18 protein-coding genes and 1 riboswitch are annotated in these 16,975 nt (G+C 67.0%); of the genes, 4 read left to right on the forward strand and 14 right to left on the reverse strand.

The window, feature by feature from the left end:
- Nucleotides 1-32: 32 nt before the first annotated feature.
- From BMX85_RS10550 to thiC, 7 genes are all read right to left on the reverse strand, one after another.
- Nucleotides 33-485: a DNA-binding transcriptional response regulator gene (locus BMX85_RS10550; RefSeq protein WP_090316843.1), complete on the reverse strand. Its 453-nt coding sequence runs from the start codon at nucleotides 483-485 to the stop codon at nucleotides 33-35.
- 284 nt (nucleotides 486-769) lie between these two features.
- Nucleotides 770-1,399, reverse strand: coding sequence for an ANTAR domain-containing response regulator (locus tag BMX85_RS10555; protein WP_090316846.1), 630 nt, complete (start codon nucleotides 1,397-1,399; stop codon nucleotides 770-772).
- A gap of 59 nt (nucleotides 1,400-1,458) precedes the next feature.
- Nucleotides 1,459-2,124: a thiamine phosphate synthase gene (thiE, locus tag BMX85_RS10560; RefSeq protein ID WP_090316849.1), complete on the reverse strand. Its 666-nt coding sequence runs from the start codon at nucleotides 2,122-2,124 to the stop codon at nucleotides 1,459-1,461.
- A 28-nt stretch (nucleotides 2,125-2,152) separates the two neighbouring features.
- Nucleotides 2,153-2,980 (reverse strand): bifunctional hydroxymethylpyrimidine kinase/phosphomethylpyrimidine kinase, encoded by an 828-nt coding sequence (locus BMX85_RS10565; protein ID WP_229210411.1) that lies wholly within the window; start codon nucleotides 2,978-2,980, stop codon nucleotides 2,153-2,155.
- A gap of 56 nt (nucleotides 2,981-3,036) precedes the next feature.
- A complete protein-coding gene (locus BMX85_RS10570) occupies nucleotides 3,037-3,837 on the reverse strand; it encodes a thiazole synthase (protein ID WP_090316852.1) in 801 nt (266 codons plus the stop codon).
- A gap of 18 nt (nucleotides 3,838-3,855) precedes the next feature.
- A complete protein-coding gene (thiS, locus tag BMX85_RS10575; protein ID WP_090316855.1) occupies nucleotides 3,856-4,071 on the reverse strand; it encodes a sulfur carrier protein ThiS in 216 nt (71 codons plus the stop codon).
- A gap of 7 nt (nucleotides 4,072-4,078) precedes the next feature.
- The gene (thiC, locus tag BMX85_RS10580) at nucleotides 4,079-5,995 is read right to left on the reverse strand and encodes a phosphomethylpyrimidine synthase ThiC (RefSeq protein WP_090316857.1); all 1,917 of its coding nucleotides are present in this window, start codon (nucleotides 5,993-5,995) and stop codon (nucleotides 4,079-4,081) included.
- A gap of 84 nt (nucleotides 5,996-6,079) precedes the next feature.
- A riboswitch (TPP riboswitch) is annotated at nucleotides 6,080-6,189 on the reverse strand.
- Between the two features lie 126 nt (nucleotides 6,190-6,315).
- Between thiC and BMX85_RS10585 the strand changes: the two genes are divergently transcribed.
- Both BMX85_RS10585 and BMX85_RS10590 read left to right on the forward strand, forming a co-directional pair.
- Entirely contained in the window at nucleotides 6,316-9,135 is a 2,820-nt protein-coding gene (locus tag BMX85_RS10585) for a valine--tRNA ligase (RefSeq protein WP_090316860.1), read from the forward strand.
- A gap of 475 nt (nucleotides 9,136-9,610) precedes the next feature.
- The gene (locus BMX85_RS10590; protein ID WP_229210381.1) at nucleotides 9,611-10,249 is read left to right on the forward strand and encodes a hypothetical protein; all 639 of its coding nucleotides are present in this window, start codon (nucleotides 9,611-9,613) and stop codon (nucleotides 10,247-10,249) included.
- A gap of 8 nt (nucleotides 10,250-10,257) precedes the next feature.
- Here the strand turns inward: BMX85_RS10590 and BMX85_RS10595 are convergent, their stop codons facing one another.
- The 3 genes from BMX85_RS10595 to BMX85_RS10605 are packed head-to-tail and all read right to left on the reverse strand — an operon-like array spanning nucleotide 10,258 to nucleotide 12,868.
- Nucleotides 10,258-11,238: a threo-3-hydroxy-L-aspartate ammonia-lyase gene (locus BMX85_RS10595; protein ID WP_373923485.1), complete on the reverse strand. Its 981-nt coding sequence runs from the start codon at nucleotides 11,236-11,238 to the stop codon at nucleotides 10,258-10,260.
- Nucleotides 11,239-11,253: 15 nt separating this feature from the next.
- Nucleotides 11,254-12,252 (reverse strand): ornithine cyclodeaminase family protein, encoded by a 999-nt coding sequence (locus BMX85_RS10600; protein WP_090316866.1) that lies wholly within the window; start codon nucleotides 12,250-12,252, stop codon nucleotides 11,254-11,256.
- Nucleotides 12,242-12,868, reverse strand: coding sequence for a helix-turn-helix transcriptional regulator (locus BMX85_RS10605; RefSeq protein WP_090316870.1), 627 nt, complete (start codon nucleotides 12,866-12,868; stop codon nucleotides 12,242-12,244). The genes BMX85_RS10600 and BMX85_RS10605 overlap by 11 nt, the downstream gene beginning before the upstream one ends.
- Nucleotides 12,869-12,977: 109 nt before the next feature.
- Here BMX85_RS10605 and BMX85_RS10610 point away from each other — a divergent pair, with 109 nt between their 5' ends.
- Nucleotides 12,978-13,421: a DUF2147 domain-containing protein gene (locus BMX85_RS10610; RefSeq protein ID WP_090317704.1), complete on the forward strand. Its 444-nt coding sequence runs from the start codon at nucleotides 12,978-12,980 to the stop codon at nucleotides 13,419-13,421.
- Nucleotides 13,422-13,428: 7 nt separating this feature from the next.
- Here BMX85_RS10610 and BMX85_RS10615 read toward each other — a convergent pair whose 3' ends face one another.
- Complete coding sequence (locus BMX85_RS10615; RefSeq protein WP_090316872.1) at nucleotides 13,429-14,199, reverse strand: ThuA domain-containing protein; 771 nt, start codon at nucleotides 14,197-14,199, stop codon at nucleotides 13,429-13,431.
- A gap of 115 nt (nucleotides 14,200-14,314) precedes the next feature.
- Between BMX85_RS10615 and BMX85_RS10620 the strand changes: the two genes are divergently transcribed.
- A complete protein-coding gene (locus BMX85_RS10620) occupies nucleotides 14,315-14,701 on the forward strand; it encodes a YbaN family protein (RefSeq protein ID WP_090316874.1) in 387 nt (128 codons plus the stop codon).
- A gap of 32 nt (nucleotides 14,702-14,733) precedes the next feature.
- On the opposite strand, the gene BMX85_RS10625 is transcribed toward BMX85_RS10620, so the two are convergent.
- The 3 genes from BMX85_RS10625 to ruvA all read right to left on the reverse strand — a co-directional run bounded on the left by BMX85_RS10625 (nucleotide 14,734) and on the right by ruvA (nucleotide 16,962).
- Nucleotides 14,734-15,210: a YaiI/YqxD family protein gene (locus BMX85_RS10625; RefSeq protein WP_090316877.1), complete on the reverse strand. Its 477-nt coding sequence runs from the start codon at nucleotides 15,208-15,210 to the stop codon at nucleotides 14,734-14,736.
- Nucleotides 15,210-16,265 (reverse strand): Holliday junction branch migration DNA helicase RuvB, encoded by a 1,056-nt coding sequence (gene ruvB / locus BMX85_RS10630; RefSeq protein ID WP_090316880.1) that lies wholly within the window; start codon nucleotides 16,263-16,265, stop codon nucleotides 15,210-15,212. The genes BMX85_RS10625 and ruvB overlap by 1 nt, the downstream gene beginning before the upstream one ends.
- A 118-nt stretch (nucleotides 16,266-16,383) precedes the next feature.
- Nucleotides 16,384-16,962 (reverse strand): Holliday junction branch migration protein RuvA, encoded by a 579-nt coding sequence (gene ruvA, locus BMX85_RS10635; protein ID WP_090316884.1) that lies wholly within the window; start codon nucleotides 16,960-16,962, stop codon nucleotides 16,384-16,386.
- Between the last annotated feature and the right edge of the window lie 13 nt (nucleotides 16,963-16,975).

A 16,975-nucleotide genomic window follows, 5' to 3' on the forward strand; every position in this document is an offset into this window, starting at 1 on the left:
AACAGGGATATCGCGGCGGCGACCGGGGCGGATTACTGCGGCTCGACCGGCATCGCCGGGCCGATCGCCAGCAGGTCCGACACGGTGCGCCACAGCTGGCGCGGCGAGGTCCACGGCTTGGGCAGGAAGCTGCTGCCGGCCATGTGGCGTTCCGGATGGCGGGCCGAGTACAGCAGCACGCGCGCGTCCTGCTGGTGCTGGTGCAAGCCGTGCAGCAGCGCGCCGCCGTCGCCGTCCTGCAGGTCGGGATCGATCACCACCAGCGCGAACTGCTCGCGGCGCAGCAGGTCCTCGGCGGCGGCCATCGTCGCCACGTGGGTCACCTGGGTTTCCGGCACCAGCAGCGTGGCCAGCACCAGCGCGGCGTCGGCGTCGCTGTCGATGTGCAGCACGCGCGGGGCGGCGGCGTAGATGGAAAAGCCGATCGCGGCGCCTTCGTGGTCGCCGAACGGACGCCGGGCGTCATTGGAATATTCGTTGGTCATGCTGTTCTCCGCACAAGGCTGGAATCAATGCGACGCCGGCGGCATGGTGGTGACGCTGTCGGCGAGCGGGTCGGCGGAGTTGGGCCGAGGGGTTGGGACGGACGCGGGGAGAGGGCGGCCGGAGCGGCGGCAGGCGACGACGAGGCCCTGCGGCGGCGCAATGCGGTACTGATGTCCGGTGTTGCTAGTTTATAGTGTACAACAAAAATTCCGCAAGGAAATAGAAAAAGGCAGGATATTCCTGCCTTGACGTACAACAAACGGCCAACAAACAACGCCGCTGTTTACTTTTTCAGACGCTGGTTGAAGGCCGCGTGCAGGCCGTTCAAGGTTTCCTCGGCCGCCAGCAGCTGGTCGGCCACCTCGTTGACCTTGCGCCGGTTGGAGCGGGCGTGGTCGCGCAGCACCTCGAACGCGGTGTTGCGGTCGGTCTGGAATTTGCACATCAGCAGGCCGACGGCCAGGCTGGTTTCGCGCCCGGCGGCCAGCGCGGCGTTCAGATTGAGCTCGGTGCGGCGCAGCTGGCGGATCTCGTCGGCGCGCGCCAGGCCGGCGGCGAAGGCCGGCATCAGGTGTTTTTCGTCGACCGGCTTGACCAGGAAGCCGACCGCGCCGTACGAGGCGGCCTGCTTGCCGGCGTCGGCGTCGCCGCGCCCGGACAGGAACATGAACGGCACCGAACTGGTCGCGTGCAGCTGCTTGGCCAGTTCGAGGCCGGTCATGCCGGGCATGTGGATGTCGAGCAGCGCCAGGTCCGGCTCGCGCTGGGCGATGACGGCCAGCGCCTGTTCGGCCGACGAGGCCTTCAGGATGTCGTAGCCGGCGTGGCCGAGTACTTCGCCGAGGAAGTCGAGCAGCAGTTGGTCGTCGTCGACGATGAGGATCAGACGCTTGGGGCTAGGGGAAACTGGCATGTGGCGGCAACCTTGGGCTATTGCTAACGGCCCAATTATAAAGCGGAAAGAGCGCGGCGCTAGAATGATTTGCGGGTGTTGTGTATGGCAAACATCGCGGTGAAGGCGTCGACCGCGCCGCGCACGCTTGCAGCCTGATAGACGCTGCTGATGGCGGCGACCATGCCGGCGCCGCGCGCCACCAGCGGCGCGGCGTTGTCCGGCGTCATGCCGCCGATGACGACCGTCGGCACGGTGACCGCCGCGCGCGCCTGGTCGAGGATCGCCGGGCGCGTGGTGACCGCGTATTGTTTGACCCGCGACGGGTAGAAGCCGCCGAAGGCGACATAGCTGGCGCCGGCCCGCTGCGCCGCCAGCGCGCGCGGCATATCGCCGTAGCACGAGGCGCCGATGATCTTGTCGGCGCCGAGCTGGCCGCGCACCTGGGCGACGTCGGCGTCGGTGCCGCCGAGGTGGACGCCGTCGGCGCCCGTTTGCCGGCACAGGTCGACGAAATCGTTGACGATGAACGGCACGCCGTGGCGCCGGCATAGCGCCAGCAGCGCGCTGGCCTGCTCCAGGCGCAGATCGCTTGCCGCTTCCTTGTGGCGGTATTGCAGCAGCGCGACGAGGTTGCCCGCGCCGCCGAGGCCGCGGCCGGCGCCGGCGGCGAGCGCCTCTTCGCTGGCCGCCAGCAGCCGCGCGGTGTCGTCCCAGTTGGGCGTGACCAGATAAAGTCCTTGCATGATGTGTTCTCCTGATGGTCGATAAAGTCTAGCGCAGCGGAATGCGCTGGCCGGCGGCGATGCCGTAGGCGTCGCGCAGCGCGGCGTTGCAGTAGTACTGCGCCTGGTCGAGCGCGCAGCCGGTCGGCATGCCGAGCGCCAGCTGGCCGGCGATGGCCGAGGCCAGCGTGCAGCCGCTGCCGTGAAAGCCGCCGTCGAGGCGCTGCCAGCGCCATTGCTGCGTGGCGGGCGGCCGCCCGGACCCGGCGCCGGCCTCGGCGCCGGGTCCGAACCAGCGGTTCACGATTTCATCCCCGTCGCCATGGCCGCCGGTGATCAGCACGTGGCGGCAGCCGAGCGCGCGCAACGCCCGCGCCTGCGCGTTGGGCGTGGTGTGCGCGCTCAGCGCCAGCGCCTCCGGGCCGTTGGGCGTGAGCACCGTCACCAGCGGCAGCAGCGGCGCCAGCGCCGCCACGGCGTCGCCGCGCGACAGCGTGTCGCCATGGCCGCTGGCCAGCACCGGGTCGAGCACCACCGGCAGTTCCGGTTGCCGCTCGCGCAGCGCGCGGATCACCCGCGCGATCGCCAGCGCGTTGGCGGCGCTGCCGGGAATGCCGATCTTGACGGCGGCCACCGCGATCTTGTCGGTCAGCGCGCGCGCCTGGCGCAGCACCAGCGCCGGCTCGACCGGCTGCACTTCGTAGGCGCGGTCGTTGTCCTGCACCGTCAGCGCGGTGACGACGCACAGCGCGTGTGCGCCCTGCCCGGCCACCGCCTGGGCGTCGGCGACGATGCCGGCGCCGCCGGAGGGGTCCATCCCGGCGAACACCAGCACGCAGGGCCGCGCGGCCGGGCCTGGCGCCACGTCCGGCGCCATGTCCGTCGCCATGTCCGTCGCCATGTCCGGCGCCACGTCCGAGGGCCTGTACGCCGTCATGCCAGCCGGCCCGCCATCGGCGACGACGGCGAGGCGGCGAACTTGCGCGCGATGCGCCCGGCCAGGTAGGCCTCGCGGCCGGCCCGCACGCCCAGTTTCATGGCGCGCGCCATGCGCACCGGGTCGCGCGCGCCGGCGATGGCGGTGTTCATCAGCACGCCGTCGCAGCCCAGCTCCATCGCGATGGCGGCGTCGGACGCGGTGCCGACGCCGGCGTCGACCAGCACCGGCACCTTGGCCTGGTCGATGATCAGCGACAGGTTCCACGGATTGAGGATGCCCATGCCGGAGCCGATCAGCGACGCCAGCGGCATCACCGCCACGCAGCCGATGTCCTCGAGGATTTTGGCCTGGATCGGATCGTCGCTGCAGTAGACCATGACGTCGAAGCCGTCCTTGACCAGTTGCTCGGCCGCGACCAGCGTCTCCGGCATGTGCGGGAACAAGGTCTTTTCGTCGCCCAGCACTTCGAGCTTGACCAGCTTGTGGCCGTCGAGCAGTTCGCGCGCCATCTGCAAGGTGTACACCGCGTCCCTGGCGGTGTAGCAGCCGGCGGTGTTGGGCAGGATGGTGTACTGCGACGGCGGCAGCACGTCGAGCAGGCTGGGCGCCTTCGGGTCCTGGCCGATGTTGACGCGGCGGATCGCCACGGTGATGATCTGCGCCCCGGCGGCGTCGGTCGCCTCGCGGGTTTGCCGCAGGTCCTTGTATTTGCCGCTGCCGACCAGCAGCCGGGATGTATAGTGCTTGCCCGCGATGGTCAGCAGGTCTTGATGGTTCGCTTCTTGATTGCTCATGTCTGTTCCTTTCCTGTGTTAGCCGCCGCCGATGGCGCGCACGATATCCACTTTGTCGAGCGGCTGCAGCACCCGCTGCGGCCATTGCTGGCGCGGCACCACCGCGCGGTTGACCGCCAGCGCCAGCGCCTGCCCGGTCAGCGACAGCGCGTCGACCAGCTGGGCCAGCGTCTGGTGCGGCGGCACCCGGTGCGGCGCGCCGTTCAGTTCGATCGCAATGTTGGCGTCGCTCATGCCGGCCTCACAGCTTGCGATACAGTTCGGCGCCGTTCTGGATGAACTCGACCGCCTTGACCTGCATGCCCTGGGCGATCGCCACGCCGTCGCTCATGCCGTGGGCGGCCGCGTACTCGCGCACCTCCTGCGTGATCTTCATCGAGCAGAAATGCGGGCCGCACATCGAGCAGAAATGCGCCACCTTGGCCGAGTCCTTGGGCAAGGTCTCGTCGTGGAATTCGCGCGCCTTGTCCGGGTCGAGCCCCAGGTTGAACTGGTCGTCCCAGCGGAATTCGAAGCGCGCCTTCGACAGCGCGTTGTCGCGGATCTGCGCGCCCGGGTGGCCCTTGGCCAGGTCGGCGGCGTGGGCGGCGATCTTGTACGTGATGATGCCGTCCTTGACGTCGTTCTTGTCCGGCAGGCCCAGGTGCTCCTTGGGCGTGACGTAGCACAGCATCGCGGTGCCGTACCAGCCGATCTGCGCGGCGCCGATGCCGGAGGTGATGTGGTCGTAGCCGGGCGCGATGTCGGTGGTCAACGGCCCCAGCGTGTAGAACGGCGCCTCGTGGCACTGCTCCAGCTGCAGGTCCATGTTCTCCTTGATCAGCTGCATCGGCACGTGGCCCGGGCCTTCGATCATCACCTGCACGTCGTGCTTCCAGGCGATTTGCGTCAGTTCGCCCAGGGTTTTGAGTTCGCCCAGCTGGGCCTCGTCGTTGGCGTCGTAGATCGAGCCGGGACGCAATCCATCCCCGAGCGAGAACGACACGTCGTAGGCCTTCATGATGGCGCAGATGTCTTCGAAGTGCGTGTACAGGAACGATTCCTTGTGGTGCGCCAGGCACCACTTGGCCATGATCGAGCCGCCGCGCGAGACGATGCCGGTCAGGCGCCTGGCCGTCATCGGCACGTAGCGCAGCAGCACGCCGGCGTGGATGGTGAAGTAGTCGACGCCCTGTTCGGCCTGCTCGATCAGCGTGTCGCGGTAGATTTCCCAGGTCAGGTCCTCGGCCTTGCCGTTGACCTTTTCGAGCGCCTGGTAGATCGGCACGGTGCCGATCGGGACCGGGCTGTTACGGATGATCCATTCGCGCGTTTCGTGGATATGCTTGCCGGTCGACAGGTCCATGACGTTGTCGCCGCCCCAGCGGATCGCCCACGTCATCTTTTCGACCTCCTCGCCGATCGACGAGGTGACGGCCGAATTGCCGATGTTGGCGTTGATCTTGACCAGGAAATTGCGGCCGATGATCATCGGCTCGATCTCCGGGTGGTTGATGTTGGCCGGGATGATGGCGCGGCCGCGGGCGATCTCCTCGCGCACGAATTCGGCGGTGATCTCGGCCGGGATGGCCGCGCCGAACGATTGCCCCGGATGCTGGCGGCCCATCAGGTCGGCCAGGCGCCGCCCCATCGGGCCGGAGCCCTCGAGGTTGTCCAGGTACTCCTTGCGGCGCAGGTTTTCGCGGATCGCCACGAACTCCATCTCCGGCGTGACGATGCCCCGGCGCGCGTAGTGCATCTGCGTGACATTGGCGCCGGCGCGCGCGCGGCGCGGCTTGCGGTGCAGGTTGAAGCGCAGTTCGGCCAAGGCCGGATCGGCCAGGCGCGCACGGCCGTAGTCGGAGGTCGGGCCGGCCAGCTCCTCGGTGTCGCCGCGCTCGAGGATCCACGGCAGGCGCGGCGTGGCGGCCAGGCCGGAGCGGATGTCGATCACCGCGTCCGGATCGGTGTACGGGCCGGAGGTGTCGTAGACGTAGACCGGCGGATTGGCCTCGAAGCCGAACGACGCCGGCGTGTCGGCCTGCGTGATTTCGCGCATCGGCACGCGGATGTCGGGGCGGCTGCCTTCGACGTAGATCTTGCGGGAATTGGGCAACGATTTGATCGCTGCCTCGTCCACGGTGGCGGTGGCGGACAGGAATTGGGGATGGGCGTTCATTTGGCTCCTTGGTTGGCTACAGGAGCCAGCAAAGGAGGTTGGACGGCGCCGCGCCCCGGAAAATCGGTGGTATCGATCGGAGGGCGGCGTTGTCCTAAGCTTCCCTTCGCTGGCATTATCCAGATCAGGTTCGGAGGGTATTTCTCACCCGCGCATCGCATTCACTGTGATGTGCAGGACCCCTAGCGTGTGCCGCCTCGCGGCAGCGGGCCAATTATAACAGGGCGGCGACGGCCGGTGCCGCAATAATGCGCGGCGCCGGCCGCGTCATCTATAATGGTCGCCTCCGCAAACGCATTTATAAATGAATCAGCCAAATCATGGAATTAGCCAAGTCTTTCGAGCCTGCCGACATTGAACAATTCTGGCGCACCGAGTGGGAGGCGCGCGGGTACTACGCCGCCACCCTCGACGCCGGCAAACCGTCGTTCAGCATCCAGCTGCCGCCGCCGAACGTGACCGGCACCCTGCACATGGGCCATGCGTTCAACCAGACCATCATGGACGGGCTGACCCGCTACCACCGCATGCTGGGCCATAACACCGCCTGGATCCCCGGCACCGACCACGCCGGCATCGCCACGCAGATCGTCGTCGAGCGCCAGCTCGACGCGCAAAAGATCTCGCGCCACGACCTCGGCCGCGAGGCCTTCGTCAAGAAGGTGTGGGAGTGGAAGGAGAAATCCGGCTCGACCATCACCGGCCAGATGCGCCGCCTGGGCACCTCGCCCGACTGGCAGCGCGAATATTTCACGATGGACGAGACGCGCTCGCAAGTCGTCACCGACGTCTTCGTGCGCCTGCACGAGCAGGGCCTGATCTACCGCGGCAAGCGCCTGGTCAACTGGGACCCGGTGCTGGGCACGGCCGTCTCCGACCTTGAGGTGGTGTCCGAGGAGGAGGACGGCTCGATGTGGTACATCAAGTACCCGCTGGCCGACGGCAGCGGTTCGCTGACGGTGGCCACCACCCGTCCGGAGACGATGCTCGGCGACGTCGCCGTGGCGGTCGATCCGACCGACGAGCGCTACCAGGCGCTGGTCGGCAAGATGCTGGTGCTGCCGCTGGTCGGCCGCGAAATCCCGATCATCGCCGACGAATACGTCGACAAGGCCTTCGGCACCGGCTGCGTCAAGATCACGCCGGCGCACGACCTGAACGACTACGCGGTCGGCCAGCGCCACAAGCTGCCGCTGCTGTCGATCATGACCCTGGAGGCGAAGATCAACGACGAGGCGCCGCAAGCGTATCGCGGCCTGGACCGCTTCGTCGCCCGCAAGCAGATCGTCGCCGACCTCGACGCGCAAGGCTTGCTCGAACAAGTCAAGCCGCACAAGCTGATGGTGCCGCGCGGCGACCGCACCGGCGTCATCATCGAACCGATGCTGACCGACCAGTGGTTCGTCGCCATGAGCCAGCCGGCGCCGGAAGGCACCTTCTTCCCGGGCAAATCGATCGCCGAGGTCGCGCTGGAGAAGGTCGCCAGCGGCGACATCAAGTTCGTGCCGGAAAACTGGAGCACCACCTACAACCAGTGGCTCAACAACATCCAGGACTGGTGCATCTCGCGCCAGCTGTGGTGGGGCCACCAGATCCCGGCCTGGTACGACGAGGCCGGCAACATCTTCGTCGCCAAGACCGAGGCCGAGGCGCAGGCCAAGCAGCGGGCGGCCGGCAGCAGCGGTCCGCTGCGCCGCGACAACGACGTGCTCGACACGTGGTTCTCGTCGGCGCTGGTGCCGTTCTCGACCCTGGGCTGGCCCGCAGAGACGCCGGACATCAAGGCGTTCCTGCCGTCGTCGGTGCTGGTGACCGGCTTCGACATCATCTTCTTCTGGGTCGCGCGCATGGTGATGTTCACCTTGCACTTCACCGGCAAGGTGCCGTTCGAGACGGTGTACGTGCACGGGCTGGTGCGCGACTCGCAGGGCCAGAAGATGTCCAAATCGAAGGGCAACACGCTCGACCCGATCGACCTGATCGACGGCATCGGCATCGACGCGCTGGTGGAAAAACGCACCACCGGCCTGATGAATCCGAAGGCGGCCGAGAAGATCGCCAAGGCCACGCGCAAGGAATTCCCGGAGGGCATCGCCGCCTACGGCACCGACGCGGTGCGCTTCACGATGGCGTCGTACGCCTCGCTGGGCCGCAACATCAACTTCGACCTGGGCCGCGCCGAGGGCTACCGCAACTTCTGCAACAAGCTGTGGAACGCCACCCGCTTCGTGCTGATGAACACGGAAGAGAAGGATTGCTCGGCCAGCCCGGCCGACCTGGCATCGAACCTCTCAAACGCCGACAAGTGGATCATCTCGCTGCTGCAAAAGGCCGAGCAGGACGTGGCCAAGGGCTTCGCCGACTACCGCTTCGACAACATCGCCTCGACGATCTACAAGTTCGTCTGGGACGAGTACTGCGACTGGTATCTGGAAGTGGCCAAGGTGCAGGTGCAAAGCGGCACCGACGGCCAGCAGCGCGCCACCCGCCACACCCTGCTGCGCGTGCTCGAAGTGGTGCTGCGCCTGGCCCATCCGGTGATTCCGTTCGTCACCGAGGCGCTGTGGCAGGCGGTCGCGCCGCTGGCCGGCAAAACCGCGGGCGACGCCAACCAGTCCATCATGACGCAGCCGTACCCGATCGCCAACCCGGCCAACATCGACGAGGCGGCCGAGGCGTGGATGCAGCAGCTCAAGACGCTGACCGACGCCACCCGCAACCTGCGCGGCGAAATGCAGCTGGCGCCGTCGCTGCGCGTGCCGCTGATCGTCGAAGCGGGCAATGCGGCCGACAAGGCGGCGATGGAGGGCTTCGCGCCGTACATCCAGTCGCTCGGCAAGCTGTCGGAAGTGCAGATCGTCGACGCGCTGCCGGAATCGCCGGCGGCCGTGTCGATCGTCGGCACCACCAAGCTGATGCTGAAGGTGGAGATCGACGTCAAGGCCGAGCGCGAGCGGCTGGCCAAGGAGATCGCGCGCGTCGAAGGCGAGATCAACAAAGCCAACGGCAAGCTGTCGAACGAAAGCTTCGTCGCCCGCGCGCCGGCCGAGGTGGTGGCGCAGGAGAAGGAACGCGTGGCCAACTTCTCGGCCACCTTGGACAAGATGCGCGAGCAGTTCGCCAAGTTGCCGGCGGCGTAGCGGGGTAGCGGGTTAGCGGGGTAGCGGGGTAGCCGGGTAGCGTGGGTAGCTGCCGCGGCAGGCCGGCCACCCTGGCAAATCAAACGATTATTCAACGAAGCCGTCAATCAAGAAAGCCGCCCGGTGCAAAGCCGCGCGGCTTTTTTCTTGCCAGACGCTGCCGACCGCGGATGCGCTTTGGATTGTGCCAGCGGCACTGTCCGGCAGTACCCGGGGACGGCATGCTTCGTTTTTTTCGCTTTTTACTAAAACACGCTAATCCTTACTAATCCACGATATTCCGTGCTAGTTCGCGCTAGTCCGCACTAATCTGAAACTAAACCGTGCTAACCGGTTCTAATCGTCGGTAGACACTAAAAAATAGTATCGTTTAGCGTTCACCGCAGCATTTTTAGTAACCATTAGCGCCGTTTAGAACGAATCCGCTGCGCTTAGTAGCGTTTAGTAAAAGCCGACTTTTCGGGGGATCCCCACCATGACTCTCCACTTCCCCATCCGCGTGCCCAGCGAATTGCTCGAAGAATTGGGCGCTTTCACGGGTCATTTCTGGTCGGACTCGCTAGCGCTGGAACCCCATATTTGCGAAGCGATCCGCAACTATATTGCCAAACGGTCGACCCAACCGCAGCCGGCGGCGCCATCTGCCTCCCCATCTGCCTCCCCATCTGTCTCCCCATCTGTTTCCCCATCCTGCTCTCCAGCCGACTCACAATCCGACTCACAATCCGACTCACAATCCGAGCTGGGCTACCAATGGAAAGAAGTGTTTCTGCCCGACGGGACCAAACTGCGCGCCAATTTCGGCCAGGAGCCCTATTTCGCCATCGTGCAGGGCGCGGAAATCAAGTACGGCGAGCGCGCCCTGTCGCCGTCCTGCTTTGCCAATCTGTTCGGCAGCGGCAACCGCAACGCGTGGAAAGCAGTCTGGCTACGCCTGCCGGGCAGCGATGCGTGGCTGCTTGCCGATGTGTACCGGACCGCGCGGCAAGCGTCCATCACACGCTTGCTGACGGGCGAAGGCGACCAGGCCCTGCGCGGGAACGTCGCGGGAAAACGCGCACGGCGCGGCAAGCGCCGCGCCAAAAAAAACAAGTCCGCGAATGAACGCTGTTAGCACCTGAATTATTGCGCCAGCAGCGCCGCGTAGCGTTCGATATCGACGTTGCCGCCGCTGATGATCACGCCCACCCGCCTGCCCTGCAACTGATCCTTCATCGCCCGCGCGGCCGCCAGGCCGAGGCAACCGGTCGGCTCCACCACGATCTTCATCCGCGCCGCGAAAAAACGCATCTCGGCGCGCAGCTGCGCGTCGCTCACCGTCACAATATCGTCCACATCGCGTTGGATAATCGGGAACGTCAGGTTGCCCAGATGCTGCGTCTGCGCGCCGTCGGCGATCGTCTTCGGCGTGTCGATGTGCACGATGGCGCCGCTGCGGAACGATTGCTGGCCGTCGTTGCCGGCCTCCGGCTCGACGCCATACAGCTTGGTCGCCGGCGACAGCGCCCGCGTCGCCAGCGCCGAGCCGCTGAGCAAACCTCCGCCGCCCAGGCAGACGAACAGGTAATCGAGCTCACCGACCTCCTCGAACAATTCCTTGGCCGCCGTGCCCTGCCCCGCGATCACGTCGGCGTGGTCGTAGGGCGGGATCAACGTCAGGCCGTGTTTGGCCGCCAGCTCGCGGCCGATCTGCTCGCGGTCCTCGGTGTAGCGGTCGTACAGCACCACCTGCGCGCCGTAGCCGCGCGTGGCGGCGATCTTCGACGGCGGCGCGTCGTGCGGCATGACGATGGTCGCCGGGACGCCCAACAACTGCGCCGACAGCGCGATCCCCTGCGCGTGGTTGCCCGACGAGAAAGCCACCACGCCGGCGCGGCGCTGCTGCGCGTCGAACTTCGCCAGCGCGTTGTAGCTGCCGCGGAATTTGAACGCGCCCATGCGCTGCAAATTCTCCGCCTTGAAAAACACCCGCGCGCCCAGTTCGGCGTCGGCCGTGCGCGAGGTCAGCACCGGCGTTCGGTGCGCGTGGCCGGCGATGCGCTCGGACGCGGCGACGACGTCGGCGTAGGTTGGAAGTGGTTGGGTCATCGTCTGTTCGCTCATCTTGCTCCTTCGTGATTACCAGGGCCAGGCGATGCCGGTCCCGGTGCCGGTTGCCAAAGCGCGCTGGTACAGCATGCGCGCCACTGTGAGATCCTGCAGGGCGATGCCCGTCATGTCGAAAATGGTGATGGCGCCGGCGGCCATGCCGCCGCGCGCCGCCGTCCCGGCGGCCAGCAGCGCGCCGAGTTCCCCGGCCGCGTCCCTCGCCATATTCCCCGCCATATTCCCCGCCGCCCATTGCAGCTCGCCGACGGCGCGCGCCTGCGCCAGATCGTCGGCCCAGACGACGGCCGGCGCCAGCAACCCTTCCGGCAGCTCGCGCTTGCCGCGCGTGTCGCTGCCCACGCAGTTCAGGTGCGTGCCGGGCCTGACCGCCGCCGTGGAAAACAACGGCCCGGCGCCACGCGTGGCGGTGATGACGATGTCGCTGTCGGCGACGGCGGCATCGGGGCCGGCGCCGGCGGCGACCTCGCAGCGCGCGGCGAACCGCGCCTCGAAGCGCGGATCGCGGCGGCCGTCCGATGTCAGGTAACGCACGCGCCGCAGGCCGGGCATGACGCGCAGCGCGTAGTCGGTGTGCGCCGCGCCCTGCACGCCGGTGCCGAACACGCACAGGCCCTCGCTGTCCGGCCGCGCCAGCGCCAGCAAGCCCAGCGCGCCCGCCGCCGCCGTGCGCGCCGTGGTGACGGCGTTGCCGTCGATCACGCACTGCGGCCTGCCCGTGGCCGGATCGAACAGCATGATCGTCGCCTGGTGGCCGTCGGCGCCGCGCGCGCCGTTGCCGGGCCAGAAACCGGCCGCCTTCATGCCCAGCAGCTCCCGCTCCGCCACGCCGCCGGACTTGATGCCGAACACCCCGGCCGGCAGCCCCTCGCGCACCAGCGGGAAGATCTTGCCGGCGCCGCTGGCGTGCAGCAGGAAGGCGTCGCGCACGGCCGCCAGCACGTCATCGGGGCGCAGCAGCGCGCCGGCCTGGTCGCGGTCCAGCAGCAGCAGGCTGGCGTCAGCGGGCATCGTTGTACACCGTGGCGCGCGAGACGTTCAAATACGCGGCGACGATCTCCATCGCGCGCCGCACATCGCCCAACCCCGCCTCCTTCAGTTCGCGCATCAGCGCCTTGCGCTCGTCGGCCTTGAGCGCGCGCGGCGTGGTCGCCAGCCGCGCCGCGAAGCGGTCGATGCGCGCGCGGATGGCGTCGGCGCCGGCCGGCTCCAGGGTCTCGCTGACGCCGGCGGCGCTGTCGACGCTGCCGAACTGGGTCAGCAGGCTGTTGAGGCTGCGGAACACGGTCAGGTCGACGTTCAGGCACAGCGCGGCGATGTAGCGCCCCTCGCTGTCCTTGATGCCGACCGAGGTGCTCTTGGCCGGCCGGCCGTCGGCGAAGGTGTTGGCGTAGTTGGCGATCACCTGCGCGAAGTCCGGGTCGGCGGCGCGCGCCAGTCCCAGCGCGGTGGCCGGCGCGCCGACGCCGCGGCCCGACAGGTTGTTGTGGATGGCGACGATGGCGTGCGCCGGGTCGAGCAGGTCGTGCAGCACGACTTCGCAAAACGGCGCCAGCGTCTGCCCCAGGCCGTCGGCGACCTGCCGCATCTGCGCCAGCAGGTTGTGTTGTTCGGGTGTCTTTTCCATCTGTATATATTATCTTGTTTTAGATAATTTGTGTAATTCGATAGAAAATAGTACGACCGGTCATTTATTTGCTACACTCGTCCGACAAAAATCACCCTTGGAGACCACCATGAAATTCGCCGCATTCGCCGTCACCGCGCTGCTGTCCATCGCCCCCGCCTTCGCCTTCGCCGCCGACACCCCGGTCGGCCTGTGGAAGAACATCGACGACGAGACCGGCAAGCCGAAGGCGCTGATCCGCATCACCGAAAACGACGGCGCCTTCCAGGGCCAGATCGAAAAGCTGTACCGCGAGCCGAACGAAGAGCAGAACCCAAAATGCGACAAGTGCGAGGGCGCGCGCAAGGACCAGCCGATCGTCGGCATGGTCATCCTGTCGGGCCTGAAGAAGGATGGCGACGAGTTCAACGGCGGCGAGATCGTCGACCCGAAAAACGGCAAGGTCTACAAGGCCAAGATGCACATGACCGACGCCGGCAAGAAGCTCAACGTGCGCGGCTACATCGGCATGCCGATGCTGGGCCGCTCGCAGGTGTGGGTGCGCCAGGAATAAGCCCCGCTTATCGCTGGATGCCCCTGCCGGTGGCGGTCCAGTAGATGCCGCCCATCAGGTGCGACAGGTATTGCGGGTCCTTGTACATTTCGCCGTTGTGCCCGAGCGCGGTGACGAACACGCGGCCCTTCTCCACCTGGTGGTACCACGCCACCGGGTGCTCCTTGCCCATGCCCTTGGCCACCTGGCCCGGCCAGATCTTGGTCGGATCGTAGGTGCTTTCGTCGACGTTGAGCACCGGGGTGATCTTGATGTCGTACGGATTGTCGAACACATACCACTCGTCGCTCCAGAGCCAGCGCGCCGGCAGGCCGAACGTGGCCGGGAAGGTCTTGTCGACCACCTCGGCCACGCCGGTCTGCAGCATCGGATGGTTGCCGACCCGGCGCCCGATCAGCTTCTCGAACCACGGCCAGGTATTGGGCGGAATGATCAGCGCCCGGTGCACCAGCATGGCGTTGCCGCCATTGCGCATGTATTGCTCGAACTTTCTGCGGCGCGGCTCGCTGAGCTCCTCGCCCGGCGTGTTGAGGAACATCACCATCGCGTACTGGCTCAAGTCGCCGTCGAACACCTCCGGCCGGTGCGTGTACACCAGCTCGAAGGCGTGCAGTTTGGCCTGCTTTTCCAGGCTTTCACGGGCGATCGGGATATATTCGTAGTGGTATTTGCCGGGCATGGCCAGCACCAGGATTTTGTATTGGTCGTCGGCGCGCGCGCCAGCCGCGCACAGCAACAAGGCAGCCAAGGCCAGGCAGGCCGATAGGATTTTTCTCATGCGACGTCTCCACAAAGTTAGCGCTATCATCGGGGCGCGTCCACTATACACGGATTCGCGCCGGTGGTGATACGATGCTGGTCAGGCTTGCAGCGCGGCAAGCGACGGAAACGCGATGAAAACAGTATTCAATCTGATCGGCTGCATGGCGGTGGCGCTTGGCGTGCTGGGCATCTTCCTGCCCTTGCTGCCGACCACGCCGTTCCTGCTGCTGGCGTCGGCCTGCTTCGCGCGCGGCTCGTCGCGGCTGCACCACTGGCTGCAAACCAACCGCGTGTTCGGCAAATATTTGCGCGATTACGAGAACGGCAAAGGCATCCCCTTGCGCGGCAAGGTCTGGATACTGCTGTTCATGTGGGCCTCGATGGGCTACTCGATCTGGCGCACCGACCTGCTGTACGTGCGCGTCCTGGTCGTGCTGATCGGCTGCTGCGTCACGCTCTACCTGACCCGCTTCGTCCCGACGATGCCGATCGCGCGGCCCGGCGGGCAACCCGACTAGCCGCCGTCGGCGCGGGCCGGCGCCGCGCCCGGCTATTGCTGCCCCTGGGCGGCCCCCGGCGCGGCGGCGTGTTTGCGCAGGTGACGGTCGAGGCTGTTGGCGAAGCTTTGGCGGTCACCCTGGCTGAAGGCGGCCGGGCCGCCGGTGTCGACGCCGCTGCCGCGCAGCTCGTCCATGAAGGCGCGCATGCCGAGCATCTGCGCGATGTTGTCGTTGGTGTAGAACTCGCCGCGCGGGTTGAGCGCATAGCCGCCCTTCTGCAACACGTCCGACGCCAGCGGGATGTCGCCGGTGACGACCAGGTCGCCCGGCGCCAGCAGCCGCACGATCTCCTGGTCCGCCACGTCGGCGCCGGACGGCACCTGCACCGCGCGCACGAAGCGCGACGGCGGCACGCGCAGCAGTTGGTTGGCCACCAGCGTGACCTGCATCTGCATGCGCTCGGCCACGCGGTACAGGATGTCCTTGATGACGGCGGGACAGGCGTCGGCGTCGACCCAGATCCGCATCACAGGTCCCACAATTCGCCGTTGGGGTTGGTGCGCGGCGGCGTCACGCCGAAGTGCTTGTACGCGGCCGGCGTGGCCACGCGCCCGCGCGGCGTGCGCTGCAGGAAGCCCTGCTGGATCAGGTAGGGTTCGAGCACGTCCTCGATGGTGTCGGCGGCCTCGCCGATGGCCGCCGCCAGGTTGCCGATGCCGACCGGGCCGCCGCCGAATTTGTACAGCACCGCCTCGAGCAGCTTGCGGTCCATGACGTCGAAGCCGACGGTGTCGACGTCGAGCATGACCAGCGCGGCGTCGGCCACGCTCTTGGTGATGTCGCCGTCGGCCTTGACCTCGGCGTAGTCGCGCACGCGGCGCAGCAGCCGGTTGGCGATGCGCGGCGTGCCGCGCGCGCGCCGGGCGATCTCGACGGCGCCGTCCGGCGCGATGGTGGCCTTGAGCAGCGCGGCGCTGCGGGTGACGATCTTGGTCAATTCCTCGGTGTTGTAGAACTCGAGGCGGGCGACGATGCCGAAGCGGTCGCGCAGCGGGTTGGTCAGCATGCCGGCGCGGGTGGTGGCGCCGACCAAGGTGAACGGTTGCAGGTCGAGCTTGACCGAGCGCGCGGCCGGGCCCTCGCCGATCATGATGTCGATCTGGTAGTCTTCCAGCGCCGGATACAGGATTTCCTCGACCACCGGCGACAGGCGGTGGATCTCGTCGATGAACAGCACGTCGTTCGCCTCGAGGTTGGTCAGGATCGCGGCCAGGTCGCCGGGACGCTCGAGCACCGGGCCGGAGGTCTGGCGCAGGTTCACGCCCATCTCGCGCGCGATGATGTTGGCCAGCGTGGTCTTACCCAGGCCCGGCGGGCCGAACAGCAAAGTGTGGTCGAGCGCCTCCTTGCGGTTGCGCGCGGCGGCGATGAAGATCTGCAGCTGGTCGCGGATCTTGGCCTGCCCGACATACTCATCGAGATGCTTGGGGCGCAAGGCGCGCTCGATCGCCTCCTCGTTGGGCGACGACGGCGCCGCGTCGATGATGCGCTGTTCGGTGAAGCTGTCGGTCTGGATGCTCATTGGTTCTTCGGTGGAGGTGGCGTCGGCAGGCGTCGTTGACATGCGCCCAGCCGACAGTGTAGGCCAGTTCCGGCCTCGCTGCTGGAACGCGCGCGGCGTCGGGGTCGATCCGTCGCCATCAGCCTTTCGACAGCGCCTTCAACGCTTGCTTGATGCCGTCGGACACGCCGCTGCCGGCGGGCACGGTCTTGAGCGCCAGCAGCGCCTCCTTGTCGGAGTAGCCCAGCGCCAGCAGCGCGTTGAGGATGTCGGACTGCGCATCGGGCACCGCGTGGGCGCCGCCGGCGCCGATGTCCGCGCCCAGCTTGCCCTTCAACTCCAGCAGCAGGCGCTCGGCGGTCTTCTTGCCGATGCCCGGCACCTTGACCAGGCGCCCCGACTCCTGCAACGTCACCGCCTGCGCCAGGTCGGGGATCGACATGCCCGACAAGATCGACAGCGCGGTGCGCGCGCCGACGCCGCTGATCTTGATCAGCTGGCGGAACACGGCGCGCTCCTCGGCGTTGCCGAAGCCGAACAGCAAATGGGCGTCCTCGCGGATCGCCTGGTGCGTAAACAGCACCACCTTGTCGCCGACGTGCGGCAGGTTGTAGAACGTGCTCATCGGCACATCGACCTCGTAGCCGACACCGGCGCACTCGACCAGCAGTTGCGGCGGATTTTTTTCAAGCAAAATACCGGAGAGACGACCGATCATCGTGGTGTAGCCT

It is taken from the genome of Duganella sp. CF517, from assembly GCF_900110275.1.
In the GTDB taxonomy this organism is placed as follows: Bacteria; Pseudomonadota; Gammaproteobacteria; order Burkholderiales; family Burkholderiaceae_D; genus Rugamonas.

What these genes read in the sequence shown, in the direction of transcription:
- BMX85_RS10550 (WP_090316843.1), bottom strand. Translation starts at nt 485, where the DNA reads ATGACCAACGAATATTCCAATGACGCCCGGCGTCCGTTCGGCGACCAC.
- BMX85_RS10555 (WP_090316846.1), bottom strand. Translation starts at nt 1,399, where the DNA reads ATGCCAGTTTCCCCTAGCCCCAAGCGTCTGATCCTCATCGTCGACGAC.
- thiE (WP_090316849.1), bottom strand. Translation starts at nt 2,124, where the DNA reads ATGCAAGGACTTTATCTGGTCACGCCCAACTGGGACGACACCGCGCGG.
- BMX85_RS10565 (WP_229210411.1), bottom strand. Translation starts at nt 2,980, where the DNA reads ATGGCGCCGGACGTGGCGCCAGGCCCGGCCGCGCGGCCCTGCGTGCTG.
- BMX85_RS10570 (WP_090316852.1), bottom strand. Translation starts at nt 3,837, where the DNA reads ATGAGCAATCAAGAAGCGAACCATCAAGACCTGCTGACCATCGCGGGC.
- thiS (WP_090316855.1), bottom strand. Translation starts at nt 4,071, where the DNA reads ATGAGCGACGCCAACATTGCGATCGAACTGAACGGCGCGCCGCACCGG.
- thiC (WP_090316857.1), bottom strand. Translation starts at nt 5,995, where the DNA reads ATGAACGCCCATCCCCAATTCCTGTCCGCCACCGCCACCGTGGACGAG.
- BMX85_RS10585 (WP_090316860.1), top strand. Translation starts at nt 6,316, where the DNA reads ATGGAATTAGCCAAGTCTTTCGAGCCTGCCGACATTGAACAATTCTGG.
- BMX85_RS10590 (WP_229210381.1), top strand. Translation starts at nt 9,611, where the DNA reads ATGACTCTCCACTTCCCCATCCGCGTGCCCAGCGAATTGCTCGAAGAA.
- BMX85_RS10595 (WP_373923485.1), bottom strand. Translation starts at nt 11,238, where the DNA reads ATGAGCGAACAGACGATGACCCAACCACTTCCAACCTACGCCGACGTC.
- BMX85_RS10600 (WP_090316866.1), bottom strand. Translation starts at nt 12,252, where the DNA reads ATGCCCGCTGACGCCAGCCTGCTGCTGCTGGACCGCGACCAGGCCGGC.
- BMX85_RS10605 (WP_090316870.1), bottom strand. Translation starts at nt 12,868, where the DNA reads ATGGAAAAGACACCCGAACAACACAACCTGCTGGCGCAGATGCGGCAG.
- BMX85_RS10610 (WP_090317704.1), top strand. Translation starts at nt 12,978, where the DNA reads ATGAAATTCGCCGCATTCGCCGTCACCGCGCTGCTGTCCATCGCCCCC.
- BMX85_RS10615 (WP_090316872.1), bottom strand. Translation starts at nt 14,199, where the DNA reads ATGAGAAAAATCCTATCGGCCTGCCTGGCCTTGGCTGCCTTGTTGCTG.
- BMX85_RS10620 (WP_090316874.1), top strand. Translation starts at nt 14,315, where the DNA reads ATGAAAACAGTATTCAATCTGATCGGCTGCATGGCGGTGGCGCTTGGC.
- BMX85_RS10625 (WP_090316877.1), bottom strand. Translation starts at nt 15,210, where the DNA reads ATGCGGATCTGGGTCGACGCCGACGCCTGTCCCGCCGTCATCAAGGAC.
- ruvB (WP_090316880.1), bottom strand. Translation starts at nt 16,265, where the DNA reads ATGAGCATCCAGACCGACAGCTTCACCGAACAGCGCATCATCGACGCG.
- ruvA (WP_090316884.1), bottom strand. Translation starts at nt 16,962, where the DNA reads ATGATCGGTCGTCTCTCCGGTATTTTGCTTGAAAAAAATCCGCCGCAA.